We start from the raw sequence: 15,309 nt of genomic DNA, 5'->3' as shown, positions 1-15,309 counted from the left end.
CGGTGCCGGAGGCCGGCGGTGGGGCGCGGCACAGGGACGGCCTCCCCGGGGCGTGCGGGACGGCCGGCGGACACGCGGGCCGGGACCCCCGCGTCCCCGGCCGCACCCGGAGGCCGGCGCCGGCGCCCCGCGGTGCTCCGGGCCGCCCGGCCCCCGGGGCAGCCGGAGCACCGCGGCCCCCGGGCCTGCCGCGGGAGGCGGAGCGCGCATGCGTCGGCGCCCGGGGGAGGAACCCCGGGCCGTGGACCGGCCCCGCACGGCCCTCCGTGCGGGGCCGGTCCCGTGGCGTCCCAGCCCACCGGAGCGCGCGCCGCGCCGCGGCACCGGCCCCGTGCCCTCCGCTCCGGGCGGCGGGCCGCCGCCGAGGGCGTACGCCTCCTGCCGCCTCCGGGCCGGTGGGTGGTGCCGGCCGTCCGCCCGGCACCACCGCACGCGCCGCCCCGAACGGGAGGGGCTCAGGGCCGGGAGGCCGCCGCGCCGGCACCCCGGGCCCGCTCCGGGGAGGACTCGAACCGCTTCCGCAGCTGCGCCCTGCGGAGTTTGCCGATACCGGTCTTGGGCACGTCCTCCCTGGTGACCGGCACGACGTGCACGGAGTCGACCCCGAAGGACTCGGTCACCCGGGAGCGCACCCGCTCCCCGGCCGAGGCGGCGTCCGCCCCCTCGCGCGGATGGAAGAAGACCGCGAGCTCCTCGTCCTCCCCCTCGGCGGCGTTCACCGCGCAGGCCACGGTGTACGAGGGGGCGACGCAGTCGAGTTCCTCCACCCGGGCCTCGATCTCGTGGCCGTGGTAGGTGACGCCGCGCAGCTGGATGACGTCGTCCGCACGCCCGGTCACCGTCAGGATCCCGTCGCGGACGTAGGCGAGGTCGCCGGACTTGAACCAGCCGTCCGAGGTGAACGACTGGCGGTTCTGCTCCTCGTTGCGGTGGTATCCGGCGGTCACGGTGGCGCCGGTGACCTGGAGCCGGCCCGTGACACCGGGCGGCACCAGCTCGTTGCGCTCGTCGACGACCCGCAGGGCGGTGCCCGGCTGCGGCCGCCCGACCGGGACGTAGCGCTCGTCCCCGGCGCTGACGGAGGAGAACTCGCAGTCGGCCACCCCGGCGGAGGTCTCCGACATGCCCCAGCCCGGGTACATGGCGTCCGAGGGCAGACCGAAGGGGGCGAGCACCTCCAGGAAGCGGCGGACCACACCGCTGCGGACGGCCTCCCCGCCGTTCATGATGTAGCGCACGCAGGACAGGTCCAAGGACCGCCCGGCGAGCCTGTCCGCCTGGTCGTTGATGAGCCCGAAGGCGAAGTTCGGCGCCCAGGTCGTGTCCGATCGGTGGCGGTCCATCACGTCGAGCCAGCGCAAGGGGTCGTCGAGCACCCACTCGAAGCGGGCGTGCACCTGCCGGCACCCGAGGTAGACGTCCCGTGCGTGGAACATCACCAGACCGCCCACATGGTCCAGGGGCATCCAGTTGAAGGTGCGCGTCCTCTCGCTCAGCCGGTTCACCCGGACGGTCGCCGCGGTCCGGCTGAGCACGTTGCGGTGGGTGAGCACGACCGCCTTCGGCACGCCGGTGCTGCCGGAGGTCAGCAGCCGCACGGCGGGATCGTCGGCGTCGGCCCGGTGCCAGGTCCGGTCCGGGGCGTGCGCGAGCAGGTCGCGGGTCGTCCCGAGCCAGGCGTCCGCCCAGCGCGGGTCGGCCGCCACCTCCGGTGCCGGCTCCTGACCGGCACCCGTGAGGACCCGGGGCGCGCCGTAGCCCTCCCACACCCGACCCAGCAGGCCGGGGGCCTGCGCGCGCTGGTCGGCGGTGGCTCCGGCATTGACGGGCATCGGCACGAAGCCGCCCAGGACGCAGGCCCAGAACGCGGTCAGCAGTTCGGGGTCGTCGGCGACCTGGAGGACCACGGCCTCCCCGGGGAGGAGGCCCGCCGCGCGGAGCCCTGCGAGCATCCGAGCGGCGTCGTCCAGCAGCCGCCGGTAGCCCATGCCCGTCTCGCTGCCGTCCGCGCGGACGAACCGGATGCTCTCCCCGGAGTCGTCCTCGCGCTCCGCCGCCCGCACGAGTGCCTCGCCGAGGCAGGCCACCTCCGGTGCGACGGCGGGCCCGCCGTCGAGGAAGGAGGTCCCGGACGCCGTTTCCGCGGTGTCTGAGGTCGTCATTCCGAGTCCTCCCCCTGCGCGGTCGCCACGATCACCAGCGGGCCGCGCCCGTGGAAGGGCACCGGCTCCTTGCGGAAGCCGCCGTACTCCGCGATGATCCGCAGCCCCGCGTCGGCGAGCAGCTCCCGCACCTCCGGTCCGGTGAGGACCGCCTGGTCGAAGAAGTTGTCGTACAGGGACACCCGGCCGTCGCGCTCCCGGACGAGCAGGGTCTCCTCGTTCCGCCAGTTCGCCGCGTGCGGGTTGATCGCCTGACGGGCCAGCCGCGTGATCAGCACTCCGTCGCCGCCGCGGTGGTGGGCCACCGTGTGCTGCTGGAAGCCCTCCACGAAGTTCAGCAGGTGGCCGAACTCCAGCACCACATGGCCCCCGGGCCGCAGCAGCCCCCGCATCGTCCGCAGCACGGTGCGCAGCTCCGCACGGGGGAGGTAGTTGAGCGTCATGAAGATGCTGTAGACGAGATCGAACCGGTCGTCGGTGGTGAAGGTCTCGGCCCGTTCGTGCACGTACTCGACGTTCCTGCCGCCGGCGCCGCGCGCGTACTCGACGAAACATGCACTCTGGTCTGCTCCGAGGCACGAGAAGCCCCGTGCGCCGAGCTCCCGGAGGTTCGTGCCCGTCCCGCAGCCCAGATCGAGGACGCGCCCGCCGGCCGACGCGAAGGAGGACAGGAAATCCGTTTCCGCGGCAAGATCGCGGAAATCGCCCCGCATGATCTCGTAGTACTCTCCGGGGAATTCGAAGCTGGTCAATGCATTGCCTTCCGTGGGAGTGGTGACGAGGGACCGGCCCGCAGTTCCCGGTGGACCGGCGTGCGGCGTCGGCTGCGGCGCATCGCGGGGCGGAGGAGCTTCCGCATACGGGATGCACTCGGATGCTCCGGGAATGCGGCGAGGTGCCGCAGCCGTCGTCGCGCGCCCGCCGGGAATTGCGGGAGGGTCCTTGCCTGGAATGGAAAGGGGGTATCGCGTGCTAACCGGCGAGGGCGGTTCCCCGGCTCTTTCGGAACTCCCGGGGCGTGACGCCGTACCGGTCCCTGAAGAGGCGGCTGAAGTGCGAAGCCCCGTAGAAGCCCGAGCGTTCCCCGATCGCCGCGATGGAGAGGTGGTCGAATCGGGGGTCGGCCATCTCGGACCGGCACCGGGCGAGCCGCTCGTCCCTGATCCAGCGGGCCGGGCTGGCGTTGTGCTCGTGGAAGATCTTCTGCAGATAGCGCAGCGAGACGTTGTGCTGCTGGGCCACGACCGACGGGCAGAGGTCGGGGTCGGAGAGGCGCTCCCTGATGAACGCCTGGATGCTGAGCATCAGCGTCGGCCGGCCCGTTCCCGACTCCTCGGCCATCGCGCGCAGCCGCTCGGCGAAGAGCGCCGCGGCCAGCCCGGCCATGCTTCCGCCGAGCAGGTCGATGCCGGTGTCGACGTGCTCGGCGTGCTGCTCGAGGCCGACGAGCAGGTTCGACAGCAGTGCTCCGAGGCCGTGCGATCCGGGCCACACCTTGGCGGTGAGCATCTCGGTGTCCTTCGCCGTGAGGCCCATCAGGCGGCGCGGCACCATGAGCGTCACCATGCGGAAGCGCTCCGGCATGACGACCTTGTACGGACGGGAGCTGTCGTAGCAGACGAGCTGGGCCCCCCGGGCCGTCGCGTGTTTCCCGTCCTGGAACACCAGGATCTCGCCGACGAGGGGACGGCATATGCTCAGCTGCCCTTCCCCGTGCGGTGTGAGCAGCCTGCCGGGTCTGATCATCTCGTGAGGGCCGCCCTCGACGAGAAGGGCCCGCACTTCGCCGAACTTGTTGCTCACCGTCGTTCCGTGCGGTTCTTCGTCGTGCTCCCGGATAATCTGCACACGGTCATGGGACCGTGCGGTCACGTTGAAGCGAATCGCGGTCCGGCTCTCGGTTCGAACATCGACACGTGTCATCGTCCACATCCCCCCGTCTACTGAGGATTCAGGGGCACTCTTCACGACACGGCCGCACCACATGGCCGCCGCACCCGCGATGGGTGCGGGAGTCACCCCCTGCATCCGTAAGCCGCACCCATTGGAACATACCAGGATGCTGGTTTTCTATAGCGTTCGATTGCTGGGCGGAGCTACCGCGGGCATGTGCCGCGTGCCCGCACCCGGTCCTGGCTGCGCCGACGTGCTGCGCGGACCTGCGTCGGCGCCCACGGCCGGGTCGCTGACGGAACGCAACTCGGCCATGCCGTGTGCGCGATTCGTCAAACGGGGCCCGGCGGACTGTCCGTGCGGGCCCCGTGGGCGCGGGTGGCAGCCCGGCGGGGCTCGGCGCTCGCGGTGGCGTGCGCGGTCTCACCCGGTGGCCGCCGCCGGGGTGGTCGCCGTGCTCGCGCCGCGGGGTGCGGTGCGCGTGCGGTGGGGCCGCGGCCTCGGGGGGCGTCGGGACGGCGGTAGTCGCTGAGAACGATCACGTCCGGGGAAGTCGCCCAACGCGCCGACCGGCGTGAGGTCCGGCTCTCCCCTCGTGGGAACCGGCCCCCGTAGGCCGGCGTCCTTCCATGACCCCGCAGGACCGACTTCGCCGAAGGACGCATCCATGACCGGTACGGCCGCCCGCTACCTCTATCTCGCCCGTCACGGCGAGGCGTCGCCGGATGAGAGTGCGTTGACGGATGCGGGCCGCCGCCAGGCCGCCCTGCTGGGGGAGCGGCTCCGTGGGGTTCCGCTGGCGGCGATCCACCACGGCCCTCTCGCCCGTGCCGAACAGACCGCCCGGCTGGTCGGTGAGCGGCTCGACGGAGTTCCCTGCCGTCGTTCCGAAGCGGCCGGCGACTACCTCCCCTACCTGCCGACACACGAGGAGCTGCCATCGGAGGCGGCGGACGCCTGGATCGGGTTCCTGCGCCAGTTCACCGTCGAGGAGCGCGAGCAGGGCCCCGGGCTCGCCGCGGCGGCACGTGCGGAGTTCACCGGGACTGTCGCCGGAGACGAACCGCGGCATGAGCTCGTCGTCACCCACAACTTCCTGGTCGGCTGGCTCGTCCGGGCCGCCCTTGACGCGCCCAAGTGGCGATGGCTGGGCATCAACCATGCCCACGCGGCCCTGACCGTCATCCGCTACACGCCCGACCGCCCTCCGGCGGTCCTCCTCTTCAACGACACCGGCCACCTCCCCGCCGGGCTCCGCTGGACCGGCTTCCCGCCGGAGCTCCGTGTCTGAGGTCCGTGGACGAGATCGATGGTGAACCGTCAGGGGGAGCAGCTGCACCTGTCCGGCAGACGATCGTCCACCGGCGGGTGGGCGGCGCGTCCGATGAACCGGGTCCGGGGGTTCGCGGCGGTCCGGATCCCGTCGGGTCCGACGATGGTCGCCGGCAGGGCGAGCCCGGGAACCGGGTCGGCGCACTCACGCCCTGACCAGGATCGCTCTCACCGGCAACCGCTGTCCCGGTGTTCCCCGAGGCCGAGCCGGTTCCGGGCCGTCAGGTCGCGGCGGCCTGGGTGAGCAGTGCGCCCATCGCCGCCAGGGCGGCCGGCTCGACGCGGTAGTAGACCCAGGTGCCCCGCCGCTCGGAGGAGAGCAGTCCGGCCTCCCTGAGCTTCTTCAGGTGGTGGGAGACGGTCGGCTGGGAGACGCCCACGTCCGAGATGTCGCACACGCACGCCTCGCCGCCCTGGTGGGAGGCGACGGCCGAGAAGAGCCGCAGGCGGACCGGGTCGCCCAGCGCCTTGAACATGACGGCGGTCCGCTCGGCCTCCTCGGCGGTCAGCCGCCGCTCGGTGAGCGGCGGGCAGCACCAGTCGCCCTCGGGCTTGAGCAGCGGCAGGTCCCTGGTCCTCGGCATGCTCCTATGTTGACACATGTCGAAGCAGCGGGCCCCGGGCGTGCGGCCGGGGAGGTGCACGGCCGCCCGGCGGGGGAGGTGCGGGGGTGCGCGCGGAGTCCGCCGTCGCGTGCCCGGCATGGTTCGATGAATGTCTATGTTGACGTACGTCGAATCAAGTGCCATCCTGGCGGCGCAGGACATCGACGAATATCGAATCAATGAGGAGTGTCGTGAGCGCCACAGCCACCGACCACCTGCCCGTCCTCGTGATCGGCGCCGGGCCCGCCGGCCTGGCGGCCGCGGCCCATCTCCTCGAACGGGGCATCGAGCCCCTGGTCCTGGAGGCCGGCCCGGGTGCCGGTGCGGCGGTCCGCGAGTGGGCACACCTGCGGCTGTTCTCCACCTGGGGCGAGGTCACCGACCCGGCGGCCGAGAAGCTGCTGGCCTCCACCGGCTGGGTGGCGCCCGACGCGAGCACGTACCCGACCGGCGGTGACTGGGTGGAGCGGTATCTCAGCCCACTGGCCGACGCCCTCGGCGGCCGGGTCCGCTGCGGCGCCACCGTCACCGGCGTCTCCCGCGCCGGGCGCGACCGGATCGTGGACGCGGACCGCGAGGCCCGGCCCTTCGCCGTCCACGTCGCGTACGCCGACGGCCGGGAGGAGCGCATCCTCGCCCGTGCGGTGATCGACGCCTCCGGAACCTGGTCCACGCCGGGACCGGCCGGCGCCTCCGGCCTCCCGGCCCTGGGCGAGAAGGCCGCCGCCGCGCGGATCGCCTACCGCGTCCCGGACCTGAAGGATCCGGCCGTCCGCGCCCGCTACGCGGGCAGGCGCACCGCCGTCATCGGCTCCGGCGCCTCCGCGTTCACCGCGCTCGCCGCGCTGGCCGACCTGGCCGCGTCGGAGGGCGGCGAGGGGACGAAGGCACTGTGGATCCTGCGCCGGGGGATCTCCGGCTCCACCTTCGGCGGCGGCGCCGCCGACCAGCTCCCCGCCCGCGGCGCCCTCGGCCTCGCCGCCAAGGCCGCCGTGGACGAGGGCCACGCCGACGCGGTCACCGGTTTCCGCACCGAGGCGATCGAACGCGACGGCGACCGCCTCGTCCTGGTCGCCGAGGACGGCCGGCGGCTCGACCCGGTCGACGAACTCGTCGTCCTCACCGGCTTCCGTCCCGACCTGTCCTTCCTCGGCGAACTCCGGCTGGATCTCGACGAGCGCCTTCAGGCGCCGGTCCGGCTCGCCCCGCTGATCGACCCCAACCAGCATTCCTGCGGCACCGTCTACCCGCACGGGGTGAAGGAGCTCTCGCACGCCGAGTCCGGTGTCTACCTGGTCGGCATGAAGTCCTACGGGCGCGCTCCGACCTTCCTCGCCCTCACCGGCTACGAGCAGGTCCGCTCCGTGGTCGCCGCCGTCGCCGGCGACCACGAGGCCGCAAGGCGCGTCGAACTCGTCCTCCCGGAGACCGGTGTCTGCGGCGGCTCCGGTCTCTTCGACGAGCCCGGGTCCGGCGAGGCGGCCGCCGACGGCGGCTGCTGCGCGCCCGCCCCGCAGGCGACCGCACCCGGCGCCACGGGAGCCGCCCCCTCCTGCGGCTGACGGCGGAACGGCCGCGCCCGTCCGGGCGCGGCCGCGGGAGCCGTAAGGGCGCCGGTCCGCCTGCGCGGCGGAGTGGTGCGCCCGGGCCGGGGGAGGGGCGGGACCGGGCGCTCCTCTTGCCGGAGCGAGGTGGCGGCGGTGCCGGACTCAGAGCACCCCGGCTCCGGCCAGTGCCGCCACCGGGAGCAGCAGCATCCACTGCGGAAGCCGCAGCAGCGGGCGGGGCCAGCCGGTGCGGAGCGCGATCACCAGGAACACCGCAGCGTAGGCGAGGAAGTGGGCCGCGATGAACAGCACGAGCGGTGCGTTCGGCGCGGGCCGGGGCGCGAGGGCGATCAGGGCGATACCGCTGAACAGGAGGTCCGCCGTGGCGAAGTGCCACACCGCGTGCAGGGTGTGCCGGGCCTCGGCCTCCAGGGAGCTGCCCAGCAGAGGGCGGACCACGTCGCGCCCCCCGGCGATGAGGTGGATCAGGGCCGTCACCGTGGCCGAAACGCCGGCGGCCAGCAGCCATCCGTTCACCGGACCTCGATTCCCTTCGCGGTGATCCCGGCCATGCTGCGGGCCAGCCGGGAGTCGGCAGGCGCGCCGAGGACGCCCAGCCGGAACACGACGGTGCCGAGCAGCAAGTCGAGCACCAGGTCGCCGTCCACCTCCGGGCCGGTCTCCCCGCGGGCCCGCGCCCGGTCGAAGACCACGGCCAGGCGCCTCTTGGCGGGGCCGAGGAAGCCGGAGCGGATCCGGGCCAGCAGCGCCGGGGAGGCGGCGAGGTCCGCCAGCAGTCCGGGCAGAGCCGGAGCGGCCGCCGGTGCGCCGAACTCGTCGATCAGCTGCTGGACCAGCGCGGTCAGGTCGCCTTCGAGGGTGCCGGTGTCGGGCACCGGGGCCGTGTCGGTGGTGGTGAACACCGCCTCGTAGACCAGTTCGGCCTTGCCGGACCACCGGCGGTAGATGGTGTCCTTCCCCACCCCGGCCCGGGTGGCCACGGCCCCGAGGGACATGGCGGCGTAGCCGGTCTCGGCGAGCAGGTCGGCGGTGGCGGCGAGGATCGCCGCGTGTGAGCGCGCGTCTCGCGGGCGTCCGCGTGGAGTCGTTTCGGAAGGCATGCCTCTCTTTTACCATACGGGTCGACCCGTATGGTAAATCCGAGGTGCGGACGCGCCCACCGGGACCGCCGGGGACAGCGGGGCCGGGGCGCGCCGCGCCCCGGCCCCGCGCGGGGTCAGGACCCCGCGAGCTCACCGCGGACGGTGCGGGCGGCGGCGACCAGGTTCTCCAGCGAGGCCCGCGTCTCGGGCCATCCGCGGGTCTTCAGGCCGCAGTCCGGGTTGACCCACAGCCGCTCGGCGGGGATGGCCTCCAGCCCCGCGCGCAGCAGCCGGGCGGCCTCCTCGGCGCTCGGGACGCGCGGGGAGTGGATGTCGTACACGCCGGGGCCGGCCTCGCGCGGGTAGCCGTGCGAGGCCAGCTCGCGGGCCACCTGCATGCGGGAGCGGGCGGCCTCCAGGCTGATGACGTCCGCGTCGAGGTCGTCGATGGCCCGGACGACGTCCCCGAACTCGGCGTAGCACATGTGGGTGTGGATCTGCGTGTCCGGGCGGACCCCGCTCGTGCTGAGCCGGAACGCCTCGGTCGCCCACGCCAGGTAGGCGGACCGGTCGGCGGCCCGCAGCGGGAGGGTCTCGCGCAGCGCCGGCTCGTCGACCTGGATCACCGGGCTCCCCGCCGCCTCCAGGTCGTCCACCTCGTCGCGCAGGGCGAGCGCGACCTGGCGCGCGGTGTCGCCGAGCGGCTGGTCGTCACGGACGAAGGACCAGGCCAGCATGGTGACCGGACCGGTGAGCATGCCCTTCACGGGCCGGTCCGTGAGGGACTGGGCATACGTCGTCCAGCGGACCGTCATCGCCTCGGGCCGGGAGATGTCGCCCGCGAGGATCGGCGGGCGGACGTAGCGGGTGCCGTAGGACTGGACCCAGCCGTGCTGCGTGGCGAGGTAGCCCGTGAGCTGCTCGGCGAAGTACTGGACCATGTCGTTGCGCTCGGGCTCGCCGTGCACCAGGACGTCCAGGCCGATCGTCTCCTGAAACGCGATCACCTGCCGGATCTCGGCCCTGATGCGCTCCTCGTACCCGGCCGGGCCGATGCGGCCCGCGCGCAGTCCGGCGCGGGCGGTGCGCAGTTCCCCGGTCTGCGGGAAGGAGCCGACGGTGGTGGTCGGCAGCAGCGGCAGGCCGAGGCGGGCACGCTGGGCGGCGGTGCGCTCGGCGTACGGCCGGGAGCGGCGCGCGTCGGCCTCGGTCACCGCGGCGGCACGGGCCCGGACGGCCGGGTCGCGGGTGACGGGGGAGTCGGCGCGGGCGGCGAGGTCGGCGCGGTTGGCGGCCAGCTCGGCGGCGACGGCTCCGGTCCCGTGGGACAGGCCCTTGGCGAGGGTGGCGATCTCGGCGGTCTTCTGCCGGGCGAAGGCCAGCCAGCGCAGGAGCTGCGGGTCGATGTCCCGCTCGGCCGCGGCGTCCAGGGGAACGTGGAGCAGCGAGCAGGAGGCGGCCACGTCGACCCGGTCGGCCAGACCCAGCAGGGTGCCGAGCGTGGACAGGGACGCGGCGAGGTCGTTGACCCAGATGTTCCGGCCGTCGACGACACCGGCGACCAGCCGCTTGCCCGGCAGCCCGCCGACGGCGGCGAGCGCGTCCAGGTTGGCGGCGGCGGCCCCGGTGAAGTCCAGGGCGAGACCCTCGACCGGGGCCTTGGCGAGCAGTGGCAGCGCCTCGCCGAGCCGGTCGAAGTACGAGGCGACCAGCAGCTTGGGCCGGTCGGTGGCGGAACCGAGTTCGCGGTAGGCGCGTTCGGCCGCGTTCAGCTCGGCCGGGGTGCGGTCCTGCACGAGCGCGGGCTCGTCGAGCTGCACCCACTCCGCGCCGGCCGCGCGCAGGTCGGCCAGCACCTCGGCGTAGACGGGCAGCAGCCGGTCCAGCAGGGTCAGCGGGTCGAAGCCGGCGGGGGCGCCGGGGGCGGCCTTGGACAGCAGGAGGTAGGTCACGGGTCCGACGAGGACCGGGCGGGCCGCGAGGCCGAGCGCCAGTGCCTCCTTCACCTCACCGGCCTGCTTGGCCGGGTCCGCCGCGAACACCGTGTCCGGTCCCAGCTCGGGCACCAGGTAGTGGTAGTTGGTGTCGAACCACTTGGTCATCTCCAGCGGCGCCGCATCCTGCGTGCCACGGGCCATGGCGAAGTAGCCGTCCAGGGCGCCGGCCGCGACGGCGCTGCGGTGGCGCCCGGGGATCGCGCCGACCATCACCGTGGTGTCCAGGACGTGGTCGTAGTACGAGAAGTCGCCGGTCGGCACCTCGTGGATGCCGGCGTCGGCGAGCTGCCGCCAGTTCTCCCGGCGCAGGTCGGCGGCCGTGCCACGGAGGGCCCCGGCGGTGACGCGGCCCTTCCAGTAGCCCTCGATCGCCTTCTTCAGCTCCCGGTTGGGCCCCTGGCGGGGGTAGCCGTACACGGTGGGCCGTGCTGTCGCGGGCGCGGACTTCGCTGTCACGGAGATCTCCTTCGCGAGATGGATCCCTGAGATCCCGGAGACGGGACGAGAGCGCGAAGGAACGGCGGACCGGACGGGAACGACCCCGCGCGGCACGGCGCGGTCGACCGCCCGGTGTGAACGCCGACCCGCCCTCGAGGTCACCGGGATTCCGCGCGCGAACGGGTCGCACGCGGGCAGTCGGCAGGTCTTCGGACTCGCGGGCTCGCCCTCCCGGGGGAGGACACCTACTGGCCGTCGCTTCCCAGGCCCTTCGGGCCCAGTGCGTATGACGGCGGTCGTTCCCGCTCACCGCTGCGGGGCAGTCCCGGATTCCCACCGGGTTCCCTCTTACGACGCCTCCCGCCTGGCGGACGGGGCGAACCAGCTGCACGGAGAAGCCTAGGGGAGTCGCACCGGAGCGTACGCGGGTGTCCGTCATCCGGATGGAACCCGTCTCACGCGGCCGCCGCCCGGGCACCGCCGGCGGGCGTGCGCCGGGAACGAACCGGACGGGGGCGCGGCGCCGGTGCCTTCCGCGAGCCACCCCGCCGGGCGCGGGGCCCTCGGCCCGCGCCCGCACCGGGCCCGGGCACCGGTGCGGAACCCCCGGCGGCCCCGCGGCCCCGACCGCCTGTCAGAGGGCCGCCGCCGCGCCCTCCCCCACGGGGACACCGGCGTGTCCCTGCTGGAGACTCCGCACGCGGACGAGGGCCGGCCGTGCGGTCGGCCGGAACGCGGCCAGGGTGGCGGCAGCCGACGGAGGCCATCCTGGAGGGGAGCCCGGCCGGGTGCGGACCGCCGGGCGCCCCGGGAGCGCACCGGTACCGGTGTGCCCCGGTGGACCTGGCGTCCTCAGGCGGGCCCGACGGAGCGCCAGATCCGGTCGGGCAGGACGCGGGCGGCCTCCTCCAGGTCGATGTCGCCCATGGTGAGCCACCGGCGGACGACGCCGACGACCGGCCCGAGGACCAGGGACTCGATCAGGGGGGCCGAGAGGCCGGCGACGAGCCCACCGGCCTCCTGGTGGGCGTGGATCCACGCGGCGATCGGCTCCAGCCGGGCCTCCTGGGAGTCGCGGATCTGCCCCGCGCGGGCCATCCCCTCGCGGTCCGCCGCCACGGAGTGCAGCAGCCGGGCCTCCTCCGGACTGCTCCGGGTGAAGTCCAGATAGGCCAGGACCACGGCCTCGACGCCGGAGCGGGCGTCGGTCTCCTGGAGGAGAGCGGTCCCCAGGCGCGTCAGCAGCCGCTCCAGTGAACGCACCGCGAGGGCGTTCACCACGCCGTCGAGGCTGCCGAAGTGGTGGTAGACGCTGCCGGTGCTGACGCCGCTGGCGCTGGTGAGGGCGCTGACCGTGAGCCCCGCCTCCCCGGACGCCGCGTACAGGCGCATCGCCGCGTCCAGCACCTGCCCGACCGTGGCCTCGCCCCGTTGCTGCTTCGGGCTCATCCGGTGGGCGTCCTCGAACTCATGGCGGCAGTACTCCTCTTCACCTGTCGTCGACCAGCCTAAGGCCAGTGCCCGCCCCGCCGTCCCCGGCGGCCGGGGGCGGTCCTCCGGAACGCCGCCCGCCCGGCGGTGCCGCTCACGGCAGGAGCTGGCGCACCAGTCCGTCCGCGGCCCAGTCCTCCCAGCGCCGTGCGGACCACCCCAGCTCGCCCACCATCAGGCCGTAGGTCTCCGGCCCGAGCAGGGCGGTGGCGACGTCGGCGGCGGACCGCGCGTCGTGGCCGTCCCGCAGCCCGGAGGGCGCCTTGTCCACCAGCGCCCGGGCGAACCGCTCCTGGACGGCGTGCCGCTGGCGCAGGTTGGCGTGCCAGAGCCCGGCGAGCTCCGGGTCGGCGGCGGCCGCGCCGCGGACCACCTCCAGGACGGGCGCCGCGCGCTCCAGGACGCGCCGCGCGCCTCCCGCCTGGAGGGCGAGCTGGGCGGCCGGGTCGGGTTCGTCGAGGACCGCGCGTGCCCAGGGGCGGTCGAGGGTGGCGAGGGGGTCGCCGTCGCCCGCCACGGCGGTGTCGAGGACCTCCTTCAGCACCGCGCGCTTGGTCCCGAAGGTGAAGTAGACCGTCTGCACACCGACCCCCGCGGTGCGGGCGATGTCCTCGACCGTGGTCCGTGCCCATCCCCGTTCGGTGAACAGGCCGGTTGCCGCCTCGACCATGCGCCCTCGGGTCAGACGCGCCTTCTCGGCCCGTGTGGGGGGTGGGGTCACCGTGCTCGCCGCCTTCGCCTTCGTCCGTGCGGAAGTTTGACTGTAGTGAGACTACAGTGTTATTCACTGGAGTATGACTACAGTGAATTGGGAGGGGCCGGGCAGACTGCTCGTCGTCGGCGGCCACGGTGCCGTCGGGAGGGTGGTGGTCGGCACCCTGGACGGCTGGTACCCGGGGCGGGTCCTGGCCGCCGGGCGGTCGGCACCCCCCGGCGGCGTCCGCGTCGACGTGGCGGACCCGGAGGGCTTCGGGCGGGTGCTGGACGCGCTGGGCGACATCGCCGCGGTGGTGCTCTGCGTCGAGCCGCCGGACGCCCGGACGGCGGTGCTCTGCCTCTCACGCGGCATCCACCTGGTGGACGTCGGGGCCAGCCACCGGCTCCTCGACGGCGTCGAGCGGGCCGCCGGGGAGGCCGAGCGCACCGGGGCCGCGGCGGTCCTGAGCGTCGGAGTCGCACCCGGGCTGAGCAACCTGCTGGCCCTGCGGGCCCACCGCGACGTCGGAGGAGCGGAGCGCATCGACCTGACCGTCCTGCTGGGCACGGGCGAGCGCCACGGACGCGACGCCGTGCGCTGGACCGTCACCGGTCTGAGCGCGCCCTCCGCCGCCCGCTCCCGGCGGACCGCCCTCCCCGGCCACGGACCGCGGACCGCGCACCCCTTCCCCTTCTCGGACCAGTTCACCCTGCCCCGGACGCTCGGCGTGCCGGAGGTCACCACCCGCCTCTGCCTCGGCTCCCGCCCGCTCACCGCCCTGCTCGCCGCCCTGCGCCGTTCGCGCCTCGCCCGGCGCACCGAGCTGCTCACCCGCGTGCTCGGCCGCGTCCACCTCGGAGGAGAGCGGTTCGCCGTGTGCGCCGAGGCCGTCCGCGGCCCCCGCCGCGCGGCCCGGGCCCTGACCGGCAGCGGCCAGAGCCGTACGACGGGCCTGGTCGCCGCCCACACCGTGCGGGAGGTCCTGGCCGGGCGCGTACCGCCCGGCGTGCACCACATCGAGCAGCTCCCCGGCCTGGCCGACCTCCCCGAACGGCTGGCCTGCCAGGGGATCGTCCTCTGGGGCCCCGACCCCGGGACGCACCCGTGAGCGGCCCCTGGGAGGGCGGCGGCTACCCCGCCGCCGGGGACGCCTGGGCGCACGCGGCCGACGACGTGACCGCACTCGCCCTGCGGGCGGCGCACCCCCCGGCCCGCACACCGGCCGCCTCGGCGCTCGACGTCGCGACCGGCTCCGGACCCGCCGCACTCGCCCTGGCCCGCGCGGGCGTCCCGCGGGTCGTCGGGATCGACACCAACCCCGCGCTGCTGGGCGTCGCCCAGGAGCGGGCCGGCGCCGCCGGTCTCGCCGAGCGGACCTCCTTCCTCGCGGCGGACGCCCTGTCACTGCCCTTCGCCGCGGGCGCCTTCGACCTCGTCGTCTCGACCTTCGGCGCCATGTTCGCCCCGGAGCCGCGCCGCACCGCCGCCGAACTGGTCCGGGTCTGCCGCCCCGGCGGCGTGCTCGCCGTCGCGTCCTGGACGCCCGACGGCGTGATGGGCCGCATCGCACCGACGGTCCTGTCGCCCCTCGGGGCCGCCCCCGAGGAGCCGCTGCCCACCCGCTGGGGCGAGGCCGCGCACGTGGCGGAGCTGTTCGCCCCGCTCCCGGTGGAGGTGCACACGAGGCTGCTGCACGTCCGGGTCGCCTACGCCTCGCTCGGGCACGCCGTCCGCGTCTTCGAGGAGAAGCCCGGGCCGCTGCGCGCCTACCGGCGCGCCCTGCGGGACGCGGGCCGCTGGGACGAGGCGCGCGGAGCCCTCGCGGAGCTGTTCCGGCACCACGACAGGTCCGCCGACGGCCGGCTCGTGCTGGACGCCCCCTACCTGCTCGCGCTCGGGCGTGTGACGGGGCGGTGAGCCTTCCCCTCCGCGTGTCCCGGGCCGTGTCCGACGCGTCCCGCTTCGCGGGCGGCGCCCGGCGCGCACACTCGCTGCGTCGTCGGAGCCCTCCACGTACGTCCGGTACGAGGATGCCCCCCCGCCG

The 15,309-nt window shown here is 74.7% G+C and carries 13 protein-coding genes and 1 riboswitch; of the genes, 4 read left to right on the top strand and 9 right to left on the bottom strand.

What is annotated here, in order from left to right:
* Positions 1-455 precede the first annotated feature (455 nt).
* The 3 genes from NPS70_RS15850 to NPS70_RS15840 all read right to left on the bottom strand — a co-directional run bounded on the left by NPS70_RS15850 (position 456) and on the right by NPS70_RS15840 (position 4,085).
* The gene (locus NPS70_RS15850; protein ID WP_256524908.1) at positions 456-2,162 is read right to left on the bottom strand and encodes an AMP-binding protein; all 1,707 of its coding nucleotides are present in this window, start codon (positions 2,160-2,162) and stop codon (positions 456-458) included.
* Positions 2,159-2,914: a bifunctional 2-polyprenyl-6-hydroxyphenol methylase/3-demethylubiquinol 3-O-methyltransferase UbiG gene (locus tag NPS70_RS15845; protein ID WP_256524907.1), complete on the bottom strand. Its 756-nt coding sequence runs from the start codon at positions 2,912-2,914 to the stop codon at positions 2,159-2,161. The genes NPS70_RS15850 and NPS70_RS15845 overlap by 4 nt, the downstream gene beginning before the upstream one ends.
* Before the next feature lie 220 nt (positions 2,915-3,134).
* Positions 3,135-4,085: a helix-turn-helix domain-containing protein gene (locus NPS70_RS15840; RefSeq protein ID WP_256524906.1), complete on the bottom strand. Its 951-nt coding sequence runs from the start codon at positions 4,083-4,085 to the stop codon at positions 3,135-3,137.
* Positions 4,086-4,722: 637 nt separating this feature from the next.
* Between NPS70_RS15840 and NPS70_RS15835 the strand changes: the two genes are divergently transcribed.
* Positions 4,723-5,346 carry a histidine phosphatase family protein gene (locus tag NPS70_RS15835; protein ID WP_256524905.1) on the top strand — a complete coding sequence of 208 codons (624 nt, stop codon included), beginning with the start codon at positions 4,723-4,725 and terminating at the stop codon, positions 5,344-5,346.
* A gap of 262 nt (positions 5,347-5,608) precedes the next feature.
* On the opposite strand, the gene NPS70_RS15830 is transcribed toward NPS70_RS15835, so the two are convergent.
* Positions 5,609-5,971 carry a helix-turn-helix transcriptional regulator gene (locus tag NPS70_RS15830; RefSeq protein WP_256524904.1) on the bottom strand — a complete coding sequence of 121 codons (363 nt, stop codon included), beginning with the start codon at positions 5,969-5,971 and terminating at the stop codon, positions 5,609-5,611.
* Between the two features lie 212 nt (positions 5,972-6,183).
* On the opposite strand from NPS70_RS15830, the gene NPS70_RS15825 reads away from it, so the two are divergent.
* Positions 6,184-7,554 (top strand): NAD(P)-binding domain-containing protein, encoded by a 1,371-nt coding sequence (locus tag NPS70_RS15825; RefSeq protein WP_256524903.1) that lies wholly within the window; start codon positions 6,184-6,186, stop codon positions 7,552-7,554.
* Between the two features lie 147 nt (positions 7,555-7,701).
* Here the strand turns inward: NPS70_RS15825 and NPS70_RS15820 are convergent, their stop codons facing one another.
* The 5 genes from NPS70_RS15820 to NPS70_RS15800 all read right to left on the bottom strand — a co-directional run bounded on the left by NPS70_RS15820 (position 7,702) and on the right by NPS70_RS15800 (position 13,289).
* On the bottom strand, positions 7,702-8,076 hold the full coding sequence (locus NPS70_RS15820) for a hypothetical protein (RefSeq protein WP_256524902.1): 375 nt from the start codon (positions 8,074-8,076) through the stop codon (positions 7,702-7,704).
* The gene (locus NPS70_RS15815) at positions 8,073-8,660 is read right to left on the bottom strand and encodes a TetR/AcrR family transcriptional regulator (RefSeq protein WP_256524901.1); all 588 of its coding nucleotides are present in this window, start codon (positions 8,658-8,660) and stop codon (positions 8,073-8,075) included. Before NPS70_RS15815 ends, NPS70_RS15820 begins: the two co-directional genes overlap by 4 nt.
* A 116-nt stretch (positions 8,661-8,776) precedes the next feature.
* Positions 8,777-11,095: a 5-methyltetrahydropteroyltriglutamate--homocysteine S-methyltransferase gene (gene metE / locus NPS70_RS15810; protein WP_256524900.1), complete on the bottom strand. Its 2,319-nt coding sequence runs from the start codon at positions 11,093-11,095 to the stop codon at positions 8,777-8,779.
* A 164-nt stretch (positions 11,096-11,259) separates the two neighbouring features.
* Positions 11,260-11,478, bottom strand: a riboswitch (cobalamin riboswitch).
* Between the two features lie 451 nt (positions 11,479-11,929).
* The gene (locus tag NPS70_RS15805) at positions 11,930-12,526 is read right to left on the bottom strand and encodes a TetR/AcrR family transcriptional regulator (protein ID WP_256524899.1); all 597 of its coding nucleotides are present in this window, start codon (positions 12,524-12,526) and stop codon (positions 11,930-11,932) included.
* A gap of 136 nt (positions 12,527-12,662) precedes the next feature.
* Positions 12,663-13,289, bottom strand: a complete 627-nt coding sequence (locus NPS70_RS15800; RefSeq protein ID WP_256524898.1) for a TetR/AcrR family transcriptional regulator — start codon at positions 13,287-13,289, stop codon at positions 12,663-12,665.
* A gap of 73 nt (positions 13,290-13,362) precedes the next feature.
* Here NPS70_RS15800 and NPS70_RS15795 point away from each other — a divergent pair, with 73 nt between their 5' ends.
* Both NPS70_RS15795 and NPS70_RS15790 read left to right on the top strand, forming a co-directional pair.
* Complete coding sequence (locus NPS70_RS15795; RefSeq protein ID WP_256524897.1) at positions 13,363-14,373, top strand: saccharopine dehydrogenase; 1,011 nt, start codon at positions 13,363-13,365, stop codon at positions 14,371-14,373.
* On the top strand, positions 14,370-15,182 hold the full coding sequence (locus tag NPS70_RS15790; protein WP_256524896.1) for a class I SAM-dependent methyltransferase: 813 nt from the start codon (positions 14,370-14,372) through the stop codon (positions 15,180-15,182). Before NPS70_RS15795 ends, NPS70_RS15790 begins: the two co-directional genes overlap by 4 nt.
* Positions 15,183-15,309 lie beyond the last annotated feature (127 nt).

The sequence above is a fragment of the Streptomyces sp. C10-9-1 genome, assembly GCF_024497955.1.
GTDB classification, from domain to species: Bacteria; Actinomycetota; Actinomycetes; order Streptomycetales; family Streptomycetaceae; genus Streptomyces; species Streptomyces sanyensis.
The sequence above is the reverse complement of the archived record's forward strand: the minus strand, read 5'-3'. Positions and strand labels throughout refer to the sequence as shown.

Excerpts from the sequence above, each read along its gene's own strand:
- NPS70_RS15830 (WP_256524904.1), bottom strand. The coding sequence starts at position 5,971 with ATGCCGAGGACCAGGGACCTGCCGCTGCTCAAGCCCGAGGGCGACTGG.
- NPS70_RS15840 (WP_256524906.1), bottom strand. The coding sequence starts at position 4,085 with ATGACACGTGTCGATGTTCGAACCGAGAGCCGGACCGCGATTCGCTTC.
- NPS70_RS15815 (WP_256524901.1), bottom strand. The coding sequence starts at position 8,660 with ATGCCTTCCGAAACGACTCCACGCGGACGCCCGCGAGACGCGCGCTCA.
- NPS70_RS15835 (WP_256524905.1), top strand. The coding sequence starts at position 4,723 with ATGACCGGTACGGCCGCCCGCTACCTCTATCTCGCCCGTCACGGCGAG.
- NPS70_RS15795 (WP_256524897.1), top strand. The coding sequence starts at position 13,363 with ATGACTACAGTGAATTGGGAGGGGCCGGGCAGACTGCTCGTCGTCGGC.
- NPS70_RS15850 (WP_256524908.1), bottom strand. The coding sequence starts at position 2,162 with ATGACGACCTCAGACACCGCGGAAACGGCGTCCGGGACCTCCTTCCTC.
- NPS70_RS15805 (WP_256524899.1), bottom strand. The coding sequence starts at position 12,526 with ATGAGCCCGAAGCAGCAACGGGGCGAGGCCACGGTCGGGCAGGTGCTG.